Source organism: Prosthecobacter fluviatilis (assembly GCF_055388355.1).
Genome location: NZ_AP043782.1, coordinates 4,596,830 through 4,615,781, shown reverse-complemented (window position 1 = coordinate 4,615,781; position 18,952 = coordinate 4,596,830). Strand labels below are relative to the sequence as shown.

General features: G+C 57.3%; 17 protein-coding genes. 7 read left to right on the top strand and 10 right to left on the bottom strand.

Going from position 1 to position 18,952, the window contains the following annotated elements:
• Positions 1 to 39: 39 nt before the first annotated feature.
• The gene (locus ACZ5WW_RS17970; protein WP_377165700.1) at positions 40 to 1,374 is read right to left on the bottom strand and encodes a glucose-1-phosphate adenylyltransferase; all 1,335 of its coding nucleotides are present in this window, start codon (positions 1,372 to 1,374) and stop codon (positions 40 to 42) included.
• Positions 1,375 to 1,499: 125 nt separating this feature from the next.
• Here ACZ5WW_RS17970 and ACZ5WW_RS17965 point away from each other — a divergent pair, with 125 nt between their 5' ends.
• Complete coding sequence (locus tag ACZ5WW_RS17965; RefSeq protein WP_377165702.1) at positions 1,500 to 2,465, top strand: c-type cytochrome domain-containing protein; 966 nt, start codon at positions 1,500 to 1,502, stop codon at positions 2,463 to 2,465.
• A 23-nt stretch (positions 2,466 to 2,488) separates the two neighbouring features.
• On the top strand, positions 2,489 to 3,019 hold the full coding sequence (locus ACZ5WW_RS17960; RefSeq protein ID WP_377165704.1) for a peroxiredoxin: 531 nt from the start codon (positions 2,489 to 2,491) through the stop codon (positions 3,017 to 3,019).
• 133 nt (positions 3,020 to 3,152) lie between these two features.
• Here ACZ5WW_RS17960 and accD read toward each other — a convergent pair whose 3' ends face one another.
• The 6 genes from accD to ACZ5WW_RS17930 form a co-directional block, all read right to left on the bottom strand.
• Positions 3,153 to 3,989 (bottom strand): acetyl-CoA carboxylase, carboxyltransferase subunit beta, encoded by an 837-nt coding sequence (accD, locus tag ACZ5WW_RS17955; RefSeq protein ID WP_377165706.1) that lies wholly within the window; start codon positions 3,987 to 3,989, stop codon positions 3,153 to 3,155.
• A gap of 142 nt (positions 3,990 to 4,131) precedes the next feature.
• Positions 4,132 to 4,890 (bottom strand): ComF family protein, encoded by a 759-nt coding sequence (locus ACZ5WW_RS17950; RefSeq protein WP_377165708.1) that lies wholly within the window; start codon positions 4,888 to 4,890, stop codon positions 4,132 to 4,134.
• Between the two features lie 209 nt (positions 4,891 to 5,099).
• A complete protein-coding gene (locus ACZ5WW_RS17945; RefSeq protein WP_464694257.1) occupies positions 5,100 to 6,284 on the bottom strand; it encodes a DNA methyltransferase in 1,185 nt (394 codons plus the stop codon).
• Entirely contained in the window at positions 6,281 to 7,234 is a 954-nt protein-coding gene (locus tag ACZ5WW_RS17940) for a hypothetical protein (protein ID WP_377165712.1), read from the bottom strand. The genes ACZ5WW_RS17945 and ACZ5WW_RS17940 overlap by 4 nt, the downstream gene beginning before the upstream one ends.
• A 3-nt stretch (positions 7,235 to 7,237) precedes the next feature.
• Positions 7,238 to 9,568, bottom strand: a complete 2,331-nt coding sequence (locus ACZ5WW_RS17935) for a toll/interleukin-1 receptor domain-containing protein (protein WP_377165714.1) — start codon at positions 9,566 to 9,568, stop codon at positions 7,238 to 7,240.
• A gap of 282 nt (positions 9,569 to 9,850) precedes the next feature.
• Complete coding sequence (locus tag ACZ5WW_RS17930; protein ID WP_377165716.1) at positions 9,851 to 10,012, bottom strand: hypothetical protein; 162 nt, start codon at positions 10,010 to 10,012, stop codon at positions 9,851 to 9,853.
• Between the two features lie 366 nt (positions 10,013 to 10,378).
• On the opposite strand from ACZ5WW_RS17930, the gene purT reads away from it, so the two are divergent.
• Complete coding sequence (purT, locus tag ACZ5WW_RS17925) at positions 10,379 to 11,560, top strand: formate-dependent phosphoribosylglycinamide formyltransferase (RefSeq protein WP_377165718.1); 1,182 nt, start codon at positions 10,379 to 10,381, stop codon at positions 11,558 to 11,560.
• 56 nt (positions 11,561 to 11,616) lie between these two features.
• Positions 11,617 to 12,459 carry a transglutaminase-like domain-containing protein gene (locus ACZ5WW_RS17920; protein WP_377165720.1) on the top strand — a complete coding sequence of 281 codons (843 nt, stop codon included), beginning with the start codon at positions 11,617 to 11,619 and terminating at the stop codon, positions 12,457 to 12,459.
• Positions 12,460 to 12,465: 6 nt separating this feature from the next.
• On the opposite strand, the gene mtnP is transcribed toward ACZ5WW_RS17920, so the two are convergent.
• A complete protein-coding gene (mtnP, locus tag ACZ5WW_RS17915) occupies positions 12,466 to 13,338 on the bottom strand; it encodes an S-methyl-5'-thioadenosine phosphorylase (protein ID WP_377165722.1) in 873 nt (290 codons plus the stop codon).
• Between the two features lie 136 nt (positions 13,339 to 13,474).
• Between mtnP and ACZ5WW_RS17910 the strand changes: the two genes are divergently transcribed.
• Together ACZ5WW_RS17910 and ACZ5WW_RS17905 are read left to right on the top strand one after the other, a co-directional pair.
• Complete coding sequence (locus tag ACZ5WW_RS17910) at positions 13,475 to 13,720, top strand: DUF903 domain-containing protein (RefSeq protein WP_377165724.1); 246 nt, start codon at positions 13,475 to 13,477, stop codon at positions 13,718 to 13,720.
• Positions 13,717 to 14,286 carry a Maf family protein gene (locus ACZ5WW_RS17905; RefSeq protein ID WP_377165726.1) on the top strand — a complete coding sequence of 190 codons (570 nt, stop codon included), beginning with the start codon at positions 13,717 to 13,719 and terminating at the stop codon, positions 14,284 to 14,286. The genes ACZ5WW_RS17910 and ACZ5WW_RS17905 overlap by 4 nt, the downstream gene beginning before the upstream one ends.
• A 2-nt stretch (positions 14,287 to 14,288) precedes the next feature.
• Here the strand turns inward: ACZ5WW_RS17905 and ACZ5WW_RS17900 are convergent, their stop codons facing one another.
• Positions 14,289 to 15,980: a vWA domain-containing protein gene (locus ACZ5WW_RS17900; protein WP_377165728.1), complete on the bottom strand. Its 1,692-nt coding sequence runs from the start codon at positions 15,978 to 15,980 to the stop codon at positions 14,289 to 14,291.
• Positions 15,981 to 16,093: 113 nt separating this feature from the next.
• Between ACZ5WW_RS17900 and ACZ5WW_RS17895 the strand changes: the two genes are divergently transcribed.
• Complete coding sequence (locus ACZ5WW_RS17895; protein WP_377165730.1) at positions 16,094 to 16,384, top strand: hypothetical protein; 291 nt, start codon at positions 16,094 to 16,096, stop codon at positions 16,382 to 16,384.
• 75 nt (positions 16,385 to 16,459) lie between these two features.
• Here ACZ5WW_RS17895 and ACZ5WW_RS17890 read toward each other — a convergent pair whose 3' ends face one another.
• On the bottom strand, positions 16,460 to 18,886 hold the full coding sequence (locus ACZ5WW_RS17890; protein WP_377165732.1) for a U32 family peptidase: 2,427 nt from the start codon (positions 18,884 to 18,886) through the stop codon (positions 16,460 to 16,462).
• Between the last annotated feature and the right edge of the window lie 66 nt (positions 18,887 to 18,952).

The window sequence follows — 18,952 nt, the reverse complement described above, 5'->3', positions numbered from 1 at the left end:
TCTTTTATCGAAGCCATGAACGCTTGTGAAGCATAAAAATTAGATCCACGTCCCGGCGGGAATGACAGCATCCTTCGGCACACAGATGATGCCGTCCCGGATGTAGAAATTCTCTCCGTCCATATTCTCCGGCTTTCCTTCCGGTGTGATCACCACATTGTCTCCAATGTGCACGTTCTTGTCGATGATCGCCCGCTCGATCCGGCAGTTCCGGCCGATCCCGGGCGGCGGACGGCTCGGGTCCGTACCCACCGCACCCGCGTAGTAGTCCGCACCCATGATGATGCACTCGCGGATCGTCGTCCCCGGCTCGATCTTCGCACGCAGCCCGATCACCGCCGTCTCGATGTGCGCATCCGTCAGCACACTCCCGTCCGCGATCAGCGCACCACGGATCGTCGCCCCGTTGATCTTCGTCGCAGGCAGAAAGCGCGCATGCGTAAAGATCGGCGCCGAGCTCTCAAAAAAGTCAAACTGCGGCACCAGCCGGCACAGGTCCAGGTTCGCATCAAAGAAATTGCGGATCGTCCCGATGTCCTCCCAGTACCCCTGGAAGTTGAAGTTGTGCACCCGCTTGTTCTTGATCGCCGTCGGGATGATGTGCTTGCCGAAATCATTCAGCGTGTTGTCCAGGCACTCGATCAGCACATCCCGGTGGAACAGGTAGATCCCCATCGACGCCTGAAACCTCGCCTCCCCCTGGTCAATCCCCAGCGACTGCAGCGTATTCGCAGGGATCCGCAGCTTCTCCAAAACCGCCGGGTCCTTCGGCTTCTCCACAAACTCGTAGATCCTCCCGTTCTCATCCGAATGCATGATCCCAAACGACGTCGCCGCCTGCGCATCCACCGGGATCGTCGCGATCGTGATGTCCGCATTCGTCGCCACATGCTGGCGCATCAGCATCCGGTAATCCATCCGGTAAAGCTGGTCCCCGCTCAGGATCAGAAAGTAGTCATAGTCACCCTCCAGAAAGTACCTCAGGTTCTGCCTCACCGCATCCGCCGTCCCCTGGTACCACCGCTCACCCTCCGGCGTCTGCTGCGCCGCCAGCACCTCCACAAACCCACGCGTGAACTGGTCAAAGCGGTACGTCCGCGCCAGGTGCCGGTTCAGCGACGCGCTGTTGTACTGCGTCAGCACATACACCTGCCTCAGCCCCGAATTGATGCAGTTGCTGATCGGGATGTCCACGATCCGGTACTTGCCCGCCAGTGGCACCGCAGGCTTCGCTCGGTTCTCCGTCAGCGGAAACAGCCGCGTCCCAGCCCCGCCCCCCATCACAATCGCCAGCGTGTTCCTTCGCAGCAGCGTATCAGCTTCAATGTGGACTTTCGATGGTGGAGGTGCCGTTACAGTAGGGGGGGTGCTCATGGTCCTGCGTTGGTTGGCATTAATTCTCTGAAACAAGGACAACTAGCAAGCGTTATCCCTGCCCCAAAATTGGCGAGCAGACGCGCCTCGCAATCTTTTTTAGTTCTATCACCCCATCCATCCACATGTCCACCACGGCGTTTCGATTCCCGCTCTTTGCCCTCGCCTGTCTGCTCGCGTCACCAGCCCCGGCCGCAGTCAGCTTCGAAAAAGACCTCCTCCCCGCCATCACCAAAAAGTGCCTCGACTGCCACAAGGCGCCCCACACCGAAAACGGCCAGAAAAAAGAGCCCAAGGCAGGCCTCCGCCTCGATGCCTCCTGGGCCATCCTCAAAGGCAGCGAAAACGGCCCCGTCCTCACCCCCGGCTCCCCGGACAAAAGCGGCATCTACGAATCCGTCACCCTCCCCAAAGACGACGACGCCCACATGCCCTCCAAAGGCGAAGACCTCACCCCCGCAGAAATCGCCCTCCTCAAAAAATGGATCGAAGAAGGCGCCGACTTCGGCGGCTGGGTCGGCAGCGTCGAAGGCATGCCCGCAGGCGCCATGACCGAATCCGCCAAACCCTACAAACCCCGCCCCCACGACCTCTTCTACACCGCCCTCGAAAAAGAAGTCAAACCCCTCCCAGACGACACCCTCGCCAAAGCCCGCGCCGCCGGCGCCCAGGTCTCCCCCGTCAAAGTCGAAAGCCCCCTCCTCCGCATCGACTTCCTCACCGGCGTCTCCAAATGCGACGACGCAAAAGCCGCCGCCATCCTCCCCCTCAAAGACAACATCGTCCAGCTCGACCTCGGCCGCACCCACATCACAGACGCCACCCTCAAGACCATCGCCCAGCTCCCACGCCTCATCTCCCTCGACCTCCGCCAGACCCAGGTCACCGATGCCGGCCTCGAATCCATCACCACCCTCAAAAAGCTCCAGACCCTCAACCTCTACGGCACCCAGATCACAGACACCGGCCTCCAGCACCTCGCCAAAATCAAAACCCTCAAAAACCTCTACCTCTGGCAGTCCAAAGCCACCCAGGCCGGCGTAAAACAGCTCACCACCGCCATTCCCGGCCTCAAAGTCAGCATCGAATAAGCACCCCCAGCCGTACCCACCCCATGAAAACACGCCACTTCATCCTCGCCACCATGTCACTCCTCAGCACCCTCTTCGGCACCGCCACCGCCAGCGAAGGAGAAAAAGTCAGCTACCCCGCACCCGCCGTCAGCGGCATCAATCAGGACGGCGCCACCGTCAGCTTCGCAGACATCTACAAAAAAGGCCCCACCGTCGTCTTCTTCTACCCCAAGGCCGACACCCCCGGCTGCACCAAGCAGGCCTGCTCCCTCCGCGACGCCTTCTCAGACCTCTCCAAAGACGGCGTCCAGATCCTCGGCGTCAGCTTCGACAAACCAGACGCCCAGAAAGCCTTCAAAAACAAATTCACCCTCCCCTACGACCTCATCGCCGACCCCGAAGGCAAGATCGTCCAGGCCTTCAAAGTCGAAAAAATGGCCAAAGGCCTCCTCTCCCTCGCCAAGCGCTCCTGCTTCCTCATCAAAGACGGCAACGTCATCTGGCAGGACTACAAAGCCTCCACCGACCAGCAGGCCGCCGACATCAAGCGCGTCCTCGCAGAGACCAAGTAACCGCCTCACCCATCACACCACCACATCAGGCCGGGGACCACACACCCCGGCCTTTTTCATGCCCACGCACACACACCCAGCGCGCGCACACCCCGCCTCAACGATTGCAAACCACCGCAAACCACCGCCAACTCTACTTCGAGCCCGCCATATACCTCAGCACCTTCGCCAGCGTCCCCCGCATCTCCTTGCGGTCCACGATCATGTCCACCAGCCCGTGCTGCATCATGAATTCCGCCGTCTGAAAACCCGGCGGCAGATCCGCGTGCGTCGTCTCCTTCACCACACGCGGCCCCGCAAAGCCGATCATGCACTTCGGCTCCGCAATGATCAGGTCCCCCAGCGTCGCAAAGCTCGCCGTCACCCCGCCCGTCGTCGGGTGCGTCAGCACCGAGATATACGGCAGCCGCGCCTCCGCATGCCGCGCCAGCGCACCGCTCGTCTTCGCCATCTGCATCAGGCTCAAAATCCCCTCATGCATCCGCGCACCACCCGACGCCGAAAACACGATCACCGGCTTCCGCTCCGCCGTCGCCACCTCGATCGCCCGCGTGATCTTCTCGCCCACCACGCTCCCCATGCTCGCGCCCAGGAAACGGAAATCCATGATCGCCAGCAGCACCGCCTGGCCCTCGATCATCGCACGCCCCGTCACCACCGCCTCCGTCAGGCCCGTCTTCGTCTGGTACGCCTTCACCTTGTCCAGGTAGCCCTTGAAGCCCAGCGCATTCACCGAGTCCAGGCTCTTGTCCATCTCCACAAAGCTCCCCTCGTCCACCAGGCTCGCGATCCTCTCCTCTGAGCCGATCGTGAAATGATACCCGCAGCTCGTGCAGATCCTCAGGTTCTTCGCCAGCGCCTGCTCAAACAGGCTCTCCCCGCACGAAGGACACTTCGTCCACAGCCCCTCCGGCATGTCACGTTTCTTCTCGCCTAAAGCATCAATGTTACGTTTTTTGAAAAATCCCATGGTAGGTCAGTCGGTATGCGCGTTCGGCACAGGCAGGCCTTCCCGTGCGCTCCCCGATTAGCATGTCGCGGGAGTTGCAGAGCGGAAAACCACCCCACGTTCGCACTGTCAGGCCCGGCCAAAGTCGGACGCGGGGCCGATCCTAGCCGCGTGTTGCCGTGATGACCACCACTTTTTCAGCCCCACCCTCACCCCGCAGCACCCGCGCACACTCGCTCGTCGTCGCCCCCGTCGTGAAAACATCATCCACCAGCAAAATCCGCCGCCCCTTCAGCCCCCCAGGCCCCGGCCCGCCGCCCCACCATCCCCCACGCCTCAGCCCAAACGCCCCACGCAAATTTTGGAGCCGCTCCTCCCGGTCTAGACCCGCCTGCTGCACCGTCTCCCGCGTCCTCACCAGCGCCCTCACCGCCCGGATCCCCGTCAGCCGGGAAAGCCGCTCGCACAGCTCCCAGCTCTGATTGTACTCCCGCTCCCCCTCCCGTTCCCGATGCAGCGGCACCGGCACCAGCAGCCACTCCCCCAGGTCCTCCCCCGCCAGCCTCGGCTCCTCCAGCGTCCTCAGCATCACACTCGCCAGCGCACCCCGCAGATGCAGCCGCCGCTCATACTTAAAGCGATGCACCAGCTCCCGCGCCGCCCCCTCCGCCCGGCACGCCGCCACCGCAAACTCAAAATGCAGCCTCCGCCCGCTGCAGTTCATGCAGCGAAACACCCCCTCCACCGCCCCCTCATACACCTCCCCGCACACCCCGCAATACGGCGCCACCACCCACGGCATCGAGTCCTCACACCCCGCACAAAACCACCCCTCTCCAACCGGCACCCCGCACACACAGCACAGCCTCGGAAACACCAGATCCACCCACGCCTCCCACACCGTCCCCAGCCACCTCTGCACACCTCTAGGATTTGGTGGACCCGGAAACGCCATTCTCCAGCCTAGAAATACCTACACCCAAGTCAAACCCAACCCGCTTCCCGCACCTAAATTCCCATCCACGATCCCGCATTCCCAAAAATTCGCGGATATTTGCGTCGGCCTTCGCCAAAACACCTAACGTCAAAGGCGCAGCCTACCCTTTACAACCAAGACACCACTTCGCTATCTCATACACGATCACGCCGAAATGCTAAAACCATTTCTTCTTTAATAAGTCCTTTGTGTCCAGATCTTTTTGGCGCCAACATTCTGTCTTTAATCGGATCTGCAAAGCTGTCGAAAAGAGTCATTCCGATCCCATTCATTATTTCCGAAAGTATCTTCCAAGTCTGTATCTTTTTGCCGCAAACTAGGTTATCCCCGCACACCAAAACAAAAACTCCATCTGGTTTCAATACACTGATAGCGTTCACTAGAGCATTTCGCATATCGCAAAAGTAGCGACGCACCACGTTTGCATGCCGAACGGAAACCGCCTCTATAGCACGCAACTGAGGCACTAACGCATTGGACGCAATGACCTCCTCGTCTTCCACTCCAAGCATTAAATCACCTCGTTCGGTCCCAATAAACCTCTCTTTAATATCCCTGATTTTAAATGGCAGCACATCCTCCAAAATGTGCAGCTCCAATTTAAAATTTCTATAATAGTCTTGCGCATTAATGTATGGGGGAGATGTAATGACATGGGAATGCGCTTTCATTAATCCCTTTAATGCCCCCTTGCGACTCACATCAGTAGTTGTCAGCACATCAAACTTATTGGACCTTCGGTTGTCTGCACAATAATAATAGCTAAGCTCTTCTATCAAATATCTTGTGGTTTTAATCGGATCGTAGTGTATTCCTCGTCGATCCTGAGTCGCTGTTTTTGAAATAAATGGTTTAGGACTTCTTTGATCGGCTCGTGAGCAAAGACGCACAGATAAATAAAGAGCTAATAAAATTGCCGAATATTCCGGTTCTTGTCGATTGGGAATACTATCAACCGCAGCCCGAATAAATTCGAATTTACGGATAGTTGCCGCACTAAACCAAAAATTCTTTTTTTCCCATTTTATCACCATAGGGCCGGATGAGGCTACCCGCTTGAGTGCCGAGTCAAATAATTCCAAAGCATGCTCTTTAACGAAGCCACTTAATTTTACTCGACCAAAGAGTGGAGCTACAGGATTAACATCCACCCCTGAAACTCTCATGTTTTTATCTTTGGCGGCAACTAAGACCGCACATGAGCCACAAAACGGATCGAAAACACTATCCCCATCCTTCGCATATCGTTCGATGAGGCGAGACGCCAGCTTTGAAACCATTTTTGCAGGATACCGATCAATGTATGTGGGAATCCTCATTCCGTTTCCCCCCCCTTTAGGGTCCATGACGGACCAATTCCGTGCGAAAAAAAGCCATGATTGTGCCGCAATGGAGCTGGGTACAAGACCGCAGGCGGGTCTTCGCATTCACGAATATAGCAGTACATCCCAAATGTTTGTGGCTTGGTTCCAATCGGACAAACAATTCTTGAATACTCACTCCGAACTTTTGGATCTCCAAATGTTTTGTTCATAGCATCAACCGTCCCAGCAGGATCCACAGCATCAACACGAATAAGTGAATTCCCACCGACGAGAGCTAGCAGTTCTTTGTTTAGCTGTTCGGTGCGACCACTCCATTTAGGTTTATAGGGTGGATATGGAATCGCAATGCTAAGACACATCGGCTGAACATGTTCGTATGCCGCAAGTGCACGATCACCCTCGTAGCCCAAAAAAAGCATTAAGTGAGTAGGCCTGCTCATATCAGGACAAGCCGAGAAGCCTGGAATTTGCTCAATTGATTTTAGACCAAATGATAATGGCACATATTCTGACACATCATACTCATCGGGTTCCGTATAGGCAATAAATAGGCGATCCCAGCAGCCATTATCGTCTAGCCATCTTAACATCATTAAAAGATGACGCTTTGTGAAAACTGTGATATCCAACAATATCGGGGCTGAGGGATTCAAAGATATTATTTTTTTAAGCGCGCCCATGTTATTATGCAGGCTTTGCACCGCACAGCTTTCCGTAAATATTAATTCATTTACTTTTGCGCCTTGAAATTCCAAAGCACGAATCATTTCACTGTGATGCTCTTCTCGCCGATCATTTACATCGTCGTAATGAAACACAATAGCGTTAGAAAGAGGGGACTTCTCCAACGCTGCCACTATCCCCTTGCATCTTCCCTCATGACTTGAACAAGTGATCAGAATTCCTCCTTTAGAGAGATCATGACATGAAAAAGGCTTCTTCATAAGTTACAAGAGAGTGCGATCATTGCGTGCGGCTGACCCACCTTCCAACGCTTTCATAAGAGACCTTTTTGCGCGCGCTCTTGTCAATGGATCGAGAAGCTGCCTCAAATCATCGCCGTGCACAGACGTTCTCCAGCGAAGTCTTGGACTTATCTGCAAGACAGGAGCAAAAATTCTTGAGACATTAAACTCCGCAGATTGTGGATCTGAACTATGTCTGGGTTTAAACGCGGGACGCCCCTCTCTTGTTTGAAAGATTCCTTCCCTTGTCCCAACGTTTAATATGCGCCTCAGGGTTAAAAATGTTGGTCTCTCTAAATTTTCGGGATCGACAATAGTAAGGCGAGCGGCCTCGGGTTCACTGCCATGTTTAAGCAATTTATGCCTCAAACAATCGCCTAAATCTAAAAGGAAAAATTTCAACATCTCTCCGTCAGATTCCACGTTTCTACCAAGCGTGGTTAAATTGTGCTTGGATACTAAGTGGGCCGCTTTTGTTTGAACTTCAGCTTTTAAAGTGAGTAATTTTGATCCGGTGGATTCCGAGGAATTACGTAGATAATAGGCAACTGCCAGCATTTCTTGAAAGTATCTGATTACCCCTGAACTAAGGAGTGATAAAGTTTTGAATCCGGCGAATCGCTTTTCTGGGTGCGCTCCTTTTTGACCATATAACTCTCTGTAGGTTGCAGCCTCGCGATAATAAACCGTTTTTTCTCTTCGCTCTTTATCAGGCAAATTTGCCAATTCTTCTGTTGTCATTTTTGCAAGTTCCGCGACTCTGCGGATTAGGCCTTCGCTTGGTACTTCGTCATCTTGGAAATCTGGGAGCAATTCGTTAATGGAAATCGAGAGTCCCTCGCTGTCTAAAATATTTTTTACAATATGCTCAAGTAAGTCTCTATATACTTTAAAACTAGCTGGATCCTCCACGTCATATACTAACATCATGCGAGTATAATCATGCGTCTCTTGCAACTCTTGGCCAATTGTAGTCCCTGAAATTTCAGAAGTTCCGAGCTTTTTGGCCACTTTAACTGACAGTGCTGGAGCAGCCAGTTTTACAAAAGTATTTACCACACGTTGTTGGAATGGGAATAGGTTTTCATATTCATCAAGAAGAGCCACAAATAGCGAATTCTTAATTTCTGGAATGTGACTTTTGACGATTTCAATAACGTGTTTTAGGGCTTCGAGGTCGAGTGAGGCTATCGGCACCTTGGTATTTTCTTGATAGATAAACTTACGCCTGATGAAGTCAGCTATCAATCTATGCAATTTCGCAAAAATAGCCATCAAGTCGAGGAAAGTTCGAGGAGGCAGCACCTGCTCGACGAACACATATTTATAAACGTCATCCACTAAAGCAGCTTCGCATGTCCCGTTGATTTGCAACAAATTTTGCGATGAACACTGATGAAGTTCTGAAAATAAGCTCTCCAATAAACAAACAATAAACTCTTGAGCGCCAATATCTGCGACGATTTCTTCTTGATAAGCTTTGAGAATATCAGACCCACTTCCCTCATTATCCGTTTGTTGAGAAACTCCGATATTGCAAAATGCACCCCGAGTAAACTTTAGATAAAACCCAAATATTTTATGCCGATCGGATGACGATTTTTGCCTGGAGATATACACTCGAGCTCTTAACGATAACAAAAGCATTGATTTGCCAGTACCTCTCGATCCCTCGAGAAAGCAGGGGGTAATTTCTTCCAGTGTTCCGGTTTTTGATGCATCTGGAGATGCGAAAGCACGACTCAAAAGATCTGTTCTCTCTTCAAAATATTCAGCTCTAATCCTACGAAAGGGATTCGGAGAGTCTAACTTCAGTGCAGCATTCACAACAGAAGTTGCAGTCTCAGATGGTAACAATTTACTGCATATTTTTTCAATTAGATTCTTGTAACCTTCTGTATCTTGCAAATTAAGAGTTCCCCATACCTTCGGACCAAGCATTGTGCTGATTTTCGTATCATCTAGTTTAATTACAATGCAAGTTCCTCCCGAATCTGCCACCTCCTTCCAAATAGCTGCATTTATTTCTTTTTTTTGCCATTTTGCTTGGGCTGAGTTTTTTGAATGTAGGATAATTACTGCGCTGGCCCTATTGATTCCGTCTTCCATGAATTCGACCACATCATCGCCTAAGCCTAGGTCTTTTGTATCAATTCGCACTTCATGTCCCGCCATCTTAAGATCTTCCGCCAACTTATTGGCAACATGAGAATCTGCCGTGGCATGGGAAATAAATATCTGCTTCATAATAGTCAGCACTATGCTTGGGCTGTTTTTCTCTTGCGCAACGTGTTTTAGCGCTGCGTGTGCCACCGTGGGTTAGTTTCGCCCAGGCGGGTGCTACACCTTTATTCACTTCTTTGCCGGTCCCTTGGAGAAGAACGACCCCCACAGCTTCCTTGCCAGCGCCGCAACTTCCTACGGCGTAAAACACGGCTCTCGCCTTGGCCCACGCTCATCTGCCTTCGTCTTCGTCACCGCACCGGGCCATACAGCGCCACGATCTGCCTCAGCGCTTGGATCCGCACACCCAGCATCTGAGCAAGCACCGGCTGCGGCACCTCCTCGTCCAGCGCGGCTCGTGAAAACGTCGCCTCAGCCGACTCCCAGCGCCAGCCCTGCCTGCTCCCGCAGCGCCGCACAGTCTCCCCTCCGCTTCCTCACGCCGCAGTGAGCGTCTGTGCGGCCATACCACCACAGTCCCTGCACCACATTCAGCTTCAGCGCCAGCTCATCCGCCACGTCCGGCAGCGGCAACCCCGGCACAGATGCATCTCCGTCACCCGCTCCACCTCTTATCCCTCCCCTCCAGCTGCGACAACTCATCCCTCTCTGAAATTTTTCCACCCAAAATCTTTCTACCATTCTCCTCTCACCAACCCCTCAAAATCTTTCACCAACCCATCCCTCCTTGCGACCCGTTCATTCCCGTCCCTCCACGGCACAAAGTCCCTGTTCCCACGCATCGCCAGCCACCCTGATCTCTGCCCATCGAGCTTGGACATTCGACATTATTTCGTCATTCGGATTTACTCATTCGTCATTCCGCCGCCCATCTTCCATCTCCCATCTCCAAACCACCGCAAACTTGAACCCCCGCTTCCCCGCGCCAAAGTCCCATCCATGTCCCGCATCGGCACCCCCCTCTCCTCCTCCGCAACCAAAGTCATGCTCCTCGGCTCCGGCGAGCTCGGCAAGGAAGTCGTCATCGAGCTCCAGCGTCTCGGCTGCGAAGTCATCGCCGTCGATCGCTACGCCAACGCCCCCGCCATGCAGGTCGCCCACCGCAGCCACATCATCTCCATGCTCGATGGCGACGCCCTCCGCCGCCTCGTCGAACTCGAAAAGCCCGACTGCATCGTCCCCGAGATCGAAGCCATCGCCACAGACACCCTCCTCGAGCTCGAAGCCGAAGGCTTCCGCGTCGTCCCCACCGCCCGCGCCGCCAAGCTCACCATGAACCGCGAAGGCATCCGCCGCCTCGCCGCCGAAGACCTCGGCCTCAAAACCTCCCCCTACATCTTCGCCTCCACCGAGGAAGAATTCCGCGCCGCCATCGCCAAAATCGGCATGCCCTGCGTCATCAAGCCCATCATGAGCAGCTCCGGCAAAGGCCAGAGCGTCGTCAAAACCGAGGCCGACATCCCCCACTCCTGGCAGTACGCCCAGGAAGGCGGCCGCGCCGGCAAAGGCAAAGTCATCGTCGAAGGCTTCGTCGACTTCGACTACGAGATCACCATGCTCACCGTCCGCCACGTCGGCGGCACCACCTGCTGCGCCCCCGTCGGCCACACCCAGATCAAAGGCGACTACCGCGAATCCTGGCAGCCCCACCCCATGTCCCACAAAGCCCTCGCCGCCGCCGAGCACATGGCCGGCGCCATCACCGAAGCCCTCGGCGGCCGCGGCCTCTTCGGCGTCGAAATGTTCGTCAAAGGCGACGACGTCATCTTCAGCGAAGTCTCCCCCCGCCCCCACGACACCGGCCTCGTCACCCTCATCTCCCAGGACCTCTCCGAGTTCGCCCTCCACGTCCGCGCCATCCTCGGCCTCCCCATCCCCAACATCCGCCAGCACGGCCCCAGCGCCAGCTGCGCCGTATTGGTCGAAGGCGAGTCCGCCAACGTCCAATTTGGCTCCCTGGACCAGGTTCTTGCCGAATCCGACACACAAGTACGCCTTTTCGGCAAGCCCACCGTCAGCGGCCAGCGCCGCATGGCCGTCACCCTCGCCCGCGCCGAAACCATCAACGAAGCCCGCGCCAAAGCCCACCGCGCCGCCCAGGCCATGGAAATCCGCCTGTAGTTCGTTTCCACATTTCGTGATTGCAACTGCCACGCCCTGCGTGGTATCACCACCAAATGCCTCCCAGTGCTCATCTGAGCCATCTCATCAAGCTGCTCGACGACGACTCCGAAGTCGTCCGCCACGCAGTCCGGCAGGAGCTCACCGGCATGCGCCGCGAGCTCCCCCGCCACATCGAGACCCTGGAGACACCCCTCTCGCAAGAGGAGGAAAAACTCGTCGCCCAGCTGCTGGAACCCGCAAGGCGTGGCGAATTGGAGGAAACCTGGATGCGCTGGCGCTGGATGGAGGGCCCCGACGCCCAGCTCGAAGAAGGCCTCAGCCAGCTCTCCGCCTACCTCAACGGCTGGAAAACCCAGTCCTCAGACCTCGCCAAGCGCCTCGATGCCCTCACCGAGGAAGCCTTCGCGGAAAAAGGACGCATGGACGCGCATGAGCTCGCACAATGGCTCTTCGCCTCGCACAACGGCGTCACCCGCTTCCGCGGCAACAGCAAAGACTACTACTCCCCCGCCAACAGCAACCTCTTCTGGGTGCTCGACACCGGTCTGGGCAATCCCATCAGCCTTTGCTGCCTCTACCGCCTTCTGGGTCAACGCTTTGGCCTCGAAATCGAAGGCTGCAACTTCCCCGGCCACTTTCTCTCCCGCGTCAAACATCACGAAAAGACCTGGCTGGTCGACTGCTTCAACCGCGGCCGCTTCATGCTGGCCGCAGACGTGGCCAAGCACCACCCCGCCGCCAATCCCGGCATGGAGGACCTCATTCACGAGCCCGCCACCGCCGAAGCCACACTGCTGCGCATCCTGCGCAATCTGGATGAAGCCTATGAGCGCCTCGGCCTGCTGACAGAACGCCAGTTCATGCGCCGCCTGGCAGTGAAACTGATGGAAGACTGACGCAGCTCAAAGAAAGCGCTGCAGGATTGGCAGCAGATTTTCCACCGTCTGCTCAGGCCACAACTTGCGATCCGTCATAAGAGCGCTGTCGAGCGAGCGGTGTTCCGGCCAGGACGGCTCCGTGGGAATGCTGGGAATCACCTGCGCCAGGATGGCCTTGGATGCCGCCACATTCGCATGCAGATGCCCGATGACCGACTCCGCCGTCACCGCCTCCTCCTCCACCTTCCAGCAGTCGTAGTCCGTCACCATCGCCAGCGTCGCCAGCGCGATTTCGGCCTCCCGCGCCAGCTTGGCCTCCGGCAGGTTCGTCATGCCAATGACGTCAAAACCCAGCTGCCGGTGCGCATTCGACTCCGCACGGGTGGAGAAAGCGGGGCCGTCCATGCACACATAGGTGCCGCCATTGTGCACCTTGCGCCCTTGTGCCACGCAGGCGTCGTGCAGCAGCCCCCGCAGCCCCGCCGAGATAGGATCTCCAAACGCCACATGTGCCACGATGCCTTTGCCGAAAAAGGTGTGCTGGTCGCGGCGGCTGGTGCGGTCAAAAAACTGGTCCGGCAGCACGATATCGCGCGGATGGTACTGCTCCTGCAGGCTGCCCACGGCAGTCACGGCGATGATCCAGCGCACATTCAGGCTGCGCAGCGCCCAGATATTGGCGCGATGATTCAGCTCTGTGGGCAGAATGCGGTGGCCTTTGGCATGGCGTGGCAGGAAATAGACGCGGCGCCCGGCCAGCGTGCCCGTCACGAGTGCATCCGAGGGGGGGCCATAAGGCGTCTCCACGCTGATTTCCTCGCGGTTTTCAAAGCCTTCGAGGTCGTACAGGCCGGAGCCACCGATGATGCCGATGGCAGGAGGAAGATTGGGGGTCATCCAGGCAGGGTAGGAGGCATGAAGGCTGCTTCAACTGACATCATTGTGTCGCTTGAAAATGTCACCTGTCTGAAGGATGAACAAAAACGCCGAAAGTCGTGTCTTAACATCATCGTTAATTCCCCATTCCCCCGCCATGAACGCCATGTGCCGTCTCCTGCTGCTCCTGCCAGCCATTTCCCTCGTTTCCTGCTCCATGCCGGACATGTTTGCATCCACCACGCCCCACAAAATCAAACTCAAGGACGGGCGTGAGGTGCCGTGTGAAGGCGCGCCGCAGTATCAGGAAAAGACCGGCTACTACCGCTACCGCACGCCGGACAAGCGGGACGCCGTGATCCGTGCGGATGATGTGGCAACCATCGTGGAAAAGCGGGCGTGAGCGGGAGGCCGCTCGTTCTGGCGTCCGCCTCACCGCGCCGGGTGGAACTCCTGAGCCAGGCAGGATTTGGCCACAAAGTCATCCTGCCGCAGGTCGATGAGGCCCATGATGCCTCACTCACCCCCGAGCAGCTGACCGTGGAGAATGCGCGACGGAAAGCTCTTGCGGTCAGCCGCACACAGCCCGGTGCGCTTGTGATCGGTGCTGACACCTTGGTTTACGTGGATGGCGATCCGCTGGGCAAGCCAGCAGACCTGGAGGAAGCGCTCCGCATGGTACGCCGGCTCTCGGGCCGGACCCACGAAGTCTGCACCGGAGTGGCGTTTGCCTGTGATGGCGCCGTAGTTCGAGAGCTGCACGTCATCACGCATGTCACCTTCAAGCCGCTGACGGACGAGCTGATCCGCGCCTATCACGCCCGGGTGAACCCGCTCGACAAGGCGGGGGCCTACGGCATTCAGGAGTGCACGGAGATGCTGCTCGACCACATGACGGGGTCATTCACCAACGTCGTCGGCCTGCCGGTGGATGAGGTGGCTGCGGCGCTGCGTGAGCTGCAGAGCTGAGGCTACTTCATTTTGAAGAATTCCTCGCCCTTGATGACTTTGCCTTCTCCGGCGACCACGGAGAAACTGCCGTTGTTACGCTTGGCCAGAGCGTCCATCTCGCGTGCGGCATCCACCTGGGCCATGACGCTGGTGTGGATGACGGTCATGGGCAGCTTGCTTTTGTTCACGGCGGTCACGATGTCGATCCAGCCGTTCTCGTCCTGGCGCTCGCCGTCGGTCATGAAGAAAATGACGTCCGGTTTGGGGTTCGCATTCAAAGCCATGAGCAGGCCGGATCCCCAGTTGGTGAGCCCGGGATTGTCCGCCTTTTGAATGAGGTCCACACTTTCCTGAATCGTAAACGGACTGGCCTGGATGTATTTGAAGGTGGGAATTTTCACCTCCTTGTAGTCATCCGGCCTGATGTTCCAGGTGTATTTGGCAAATGCCTCCCCATTCTGGCTGCTTACCTCGTTGTGAGGCCAGGCAAAGTCGGAGAAGTAGAGGACTTGGTATGCCGTTCCAAAAGGGATCTGCCGCACCGCCTTGATCAGCTCCTTTTTCAGCAGTTCGAAGCGGGTCATCCTAGGCCCATCTCCTTTGAGAGGCTGAGACATGGAGCCGGAGACATCCACCACAAAAATCACGCGGCGCCCGACAGCAGTCTGGCCGACAAAGCTAAATTTGCCGCCGCGCCCGATGCCGGCACCAAGGCCGCCACCCGCTCCTCCGAGGCCCATCGGCTGGCTTAATCCCGAAGCGGGTGCCTTGCTGAGGTCCATACGGTTGTTGATTTTGTCAAAGTCCAGCACCTCCATGGGCGCCATTTCAGGCATGACGATGTTAGAGGACAGAGTCTGCACCGTGATCTTGCGCTGGACCGGCCTGGCCTTGAGCCAGGGGTTTTTCTTGTTCTGAATCTTGTGGGTCAGCTCCGCAGCAGCGGCCTGTGAATGTGGTGAACTGCCGCCGGGCAAAAAGTCCACCTGCGGGTCCATGACCTGACTGACACCTATGAAAGCGGCGATGAGCAGCAGGAACATGTGCACGCCGAAGCTCATGCCGAGCGTGCGAAGGCCGATCTTGTCCGCCAGCTTTTGCCAGCGCAGTTTTTTCTCCTGATCAGGATCCAGAGGCTCTTCAGGGGGTGGCTTGGGGGCGATGAAAGGCTTTGGATTTTGGGCCGGCTTAGCATCATCGCCCTTAGCGGTCACGTCCTCAGGCGGTGCATGGTCCGCAGGTTGTTTCTCCACCTTTGTCCTGGCCTCCGAGGCTGCCTGAGGTAGGCGGGGTGTTGGCACTGCTTCAGGCCGGTCTCGCCCGGTTTGATCCTCCTTGTGCTCCAGAGGCAGAAGCCTGGTGGAGGGCAGTTCCGGTCCGATCTCCCGGCCCTGCACGCCCTGTTCTACTTCAGAGAATGACTGCACGGCACCCAGCTCAGCCGCAGGCGATATCTCCGGTGTCTGGAGAAAGAACGGTTGTTCAGACGGGGGCGGGGGCGCCGCCTCAAGGGATTGCTCTTCGTTGGTCACCTCCTGATGCACCGCCTCATCTGCAGAGGCCTGACTGGCCGCCTCTTCATGCAGGGGCTCAGTCCATTCCTGCTGGCTTACCTCCGGCGTGGATTTCGGCAACTCATTCTCCATAACCTCTCCATCCGTCGAATCGACGGTCGGCAGGAAACTAAAATCGTCGAAGACGTGCCTGGACATGGCGTTGAGAATCTGGCGGTTAAACCGCCGGCGTTCAAGGAAGTTCCTCTAAGTCCATCAAACCATGGCCTCAACTGGTTGACGCCAGCCTGCAGAGATTCCAAGCTTGGCGAATGAGATCGGCAGAGCCCGCAAGAGGACAGGATAAAATCGTCGTCGGCGAGGGACTCTACTTCCTGATCATCGTTCAGAATGGCCAAGTGACCCACTTCACCCCGAATGTGTCCCTCTCCCATGCGGACTTTGTCAAAAGGTCCGTCGGCAGGCTGCCGGAGGGTGCCTGGGTCGGTTCCGCCACGAAAAACGACGGCTACCTCACGGCCATCAACTCATACACGTTTTATCAGAACCAGTTGCCGGCATCGCCAGAGATCCAGAAGATTGTTCATGACAAGTTCTGCTGAGTTTTTGGAGAGGGAAGCATGAGGCGGACAAGAGTGTCCGCGCTCCTCTGGTCAAGCGTGTCCGCCCCCGTTGCCTCAGGCGAGCTCCGCCCAGGTGCCGCGGGTGACGCCGAGCTGGCTGTGAGCCTTCAGGTCGCGCCAGATTTCGTCGCCATCGCGCTGGCCGGCCAGGAGTTCCTGATAGGTGCGCAGGACGATCATGGCCTCGTCGGCATTTTCTTCGAGCAGCTCGACGCGGAAGCAGCGCAGGCCATGCTCGCGGAGTTCATCAAAGAACTGCGCGCCGGTTTGCGCCACGGCATTGAAAAGCGTGTTGCGGCAGCCGACGTCGGCTTTGAGGGGGTGCATCATGCCCACACGGTCGCGGAGGTGCACGCGGTGCCGGTCGCAGGGGCGGCCGCAGTTGGTAAAGTCGGTGCCGTTGCTGAGGAAGGCGGCGAAGGCGCAGTGCTCCATGTGAAACATGGGCATGTGCTGGTGCAGCGTGAGCTCAAACCAGGAAGGCGGCGCAGCGGCAAGGAGATCGACGACCTGCTCGATGTTGAGGTCGTAGCTGATGGTCAGACGCTCCAACCCGGCGTTTTTCAGAATCTCAGCGGTGAGGGGATTGGCGACGTTAAGCGAGAAGTCTCCGGTCATCGGGATGCCGGCGTCCTGGAAGAAGGACATGGCACCGAGATTGCGGATGAGCACGCCGTGCGGCTCTGCGCGCTGGATGAGCTTGAAGAAGCCGGCCTCGCCGGACTTCTGGATGCGGGGCGTGGCCAGCCAGACCTGGGCGGTGTCGCTGCGTTCCTTGATCTGCCGCACCATGTCGGCATAGAGGCGGATGTCTTCGAAGTCGAGGTAGAGGCGCGGCACGCCGAGGACCAATGCAGCATCCACATGCGCCTGGGTACGGCACAGCGCGTGCAGTTGCATGGGCAGCGTTTCATCGACCCGGCCACGGGATGGCATCAGCGACTCCAGAGTTACCGTGCTTTTGGCGATGGCTTTTGGCGATGAACTCTCGCCACTGCATGAGGCGATCAGATCGCGCCGCATGCGGTTCAGTTCGCTGATCGGGAGCATGACCTCGCCGGCCACGTCAAACTGCACTTCTCCAAGCTCGAACTCGGTGCCGCCGAGGCGGCTGAACTGCTCGATGAAGGCTGCCGGTGTGAGCGGGCGCTTCATGGCGGCCTGCAGCGGCATGGTGGAAGTCACCGCATGGGAGCCAGACTGCACGCACAGGGGCTCGCCGACTTTGCCTGTGACGTGGATGTCCAGCTTCCGCTGCTTGCGGATGGGGATGTCTCCTTCAAACGACTGACGCAGGGCGCGGTTGAGCGCAGGATCGCTGGTTTTGAAGACACGGGTGCCCGGAGACAGATTCTCCATGCGCAGGTGGCCGTGGCGGAAACTGAGCACACGACCACGAACCTCATACACGCTGCCGCCCTGCTCCTGATTGGTGTCGGCGAGGTTTTCAAAGACCACGCCGTCCCCCGGCTTGATGCCGATGTTGAGCTCATCCAGCTCCAGCGTGTCCGCGCCGAGGATGCGTGTGATCTTCCCGACGTAAGGGCCGCGTTTCTTGCCGTAATAAGCGCCTACCAGCTCCTGATGGTTCACACCATGCATCCAGCCGGTGAAGAGGCCGCGGGAAAAGGTCATCTCCAGCGCGTAGCGGTCCTCCGCGCTCGCAGGTGCAGGCTGGTTCGCCAGGGCGCGGTCAATGGCCTTGCGATACACCTGAGTCACTGCGGCGACGTATTCCGGCGTCTTGAGGCGGCCTTCGATCTTGAAGCTTTTGATGCCCAGCGTGATGAGGCGCGGAATTTCATCCACTGCCGCGAGATCCTGCGGAGAAAGCAGGTAGCGTTTGTCCTCAAGGTCGCGCGGCTCGCCATCGACAATCATTTCATAGGGCATGCGGCAGGCCTGGGCGCATTCGCCACGGTTGGCACTGCGGCGGCCCAGGGATTCGCTGGTGAGGCACTGGCCGGAGTAGGCCACGCAAAGGGCGCCGTGGACGAAGACTTCCAGAGGCACCTGAGCCGTCTTGAAGCGCTCCAGTTCGCGCAGGGAAAGTTCACGCGCCAGGACCGCCTGGTCGATGTTCAGCTTTTTGGCGAACTCCAGTCCTTCTGGAGAAGTGATGGTCATCTGCGTGCTGGCATGCAGGCGCAGCCCCGGGGCCAGCTCCTTGACCATGCGGGCGAGACCGAGATCCTGGACGATGACGGCGTCCACGCCGCACTCTTCGAGATAGCGGAGCTGCTTTTCGGCATCTGGCAGCTCCCGGGTGAAGATGAGAGTGTTGAAGGCGACGTAGCCCTTCACTCCGTGCTCGTGGAGGAACTTCATGAGCTCCGGCAGATCCTCCTCGGTGAAATTGTCAGCGCGCAGGCGCGCATTGAAGCGCGGCATGCCAAAGAAGATCGCGTCCGCCCCATTTGCCACGGCCGCACGGGCGCACTCCCAGTTTCCGGCAGGAGATAAAAGTTCGGGTTTGGGCATGGAGGGAGAGTAAGTCACGGCAGGGGGGAAGACATTACCCTGATTTCCGGACCTTGCAGGCATTAT

Excerpts from the sequence above, each read along its gene's own strand:
- ACZ5WW_RS17960 (WP_377165704.1), top strand. The coding sequence starts at position 2,489 with ATGAAAACACGCCACTTCATCCTCGCCACCATGTCACTCCTCAGCACC.
- ACZ5WW_RS17965 (WP_377165702.1), top strand. The coding sequence starts at position 1,500 with ATGTCCACCACGGCGTTTCGATTCCCGCTCTTTGCCCTCGCCTGTCTG.
- ACZ5WW_RS17900 (WP_377165728.1), bottom strand. The coding sequence starts at position 15,980 with ATGTCCAGGCACGTCTTCGACGATTTTAGTTTCCTGCCGACCGTCGAT.
- accD (WP_377165706.1), bottom strand. The coding sequence starts at position 3,989 with ATGGGATTTTTCAAAAAACGTAACATTGATGCTTTAGGCGAGAAGAAA.
- ACZ5WW_RS17895 (WP_377165730.1), top strand. The coding sequence starts at position 16,094 with ATGAGATCGGCAGAGCCCGCAAGAGGACAGGATAAAATCGTCGTCGGC.
- ACZ5WW_RS17970 (WP_377165700.1), bottom strand. The coding sequence starts at position 1,374 with ATGAGCACCCCCCCTACTGTAACGGCACCTCCACCATCGAAAGTCCAC.
- mtnP (WP_377165722.1), bottom strand. The coding sequence starts at position 13,338 with ATGACCCCCAATCTTCCTCCTGCCATCGGCATCATCGGTGGCTCCGGC.
- ACZ5WW_RS17910 (WP_377165724.1), top strand. The coding sequence starts at position 13,475 with ATGAACGCCATGTGCCGTCTCCTGCTGCTCCTGCCAGCCATTTCCCTC.
- ACZ5WW_RS17890 (WP_377165732.1), bottom strand. The coding sequence starts at position 18,886 with ATGCCCAAACCCGAACTTTTATCTCCTGCCGGAAACTGGGAGTGCGCC.
- ACZ5WW_RS17945 (WP_464694257.1), bottom strand. The coding sequence starts at position 6,284 with ATGAGGATTCCCACATACATTGATCGGTATCCTGCAAAAATGGTTTCA.
- ACZ5WW_RS17940 (WP_377165712.1), bottom strand. The coding sequence starts at position 7,234 with ATGAAGAAGCCTTTTTCATGTCATGATCTCTCTAAAGGAGGAATTCTG.
- ACZ5WW_RS17920 (WP_377165720.1), top strand. The coding sequence starts at position 11,617 with ATGCCTCCCAGTGCTCATCTGAGCCATCTCATCAAGCTGCTCGACGAC.
- purT (WP_377165718.1), top strand. The coding sequence starts at position 10,379 with ATGTCCCGCATCGGCACCCCCCTCTCCTCCTCCGCAACCAAAGTCATG.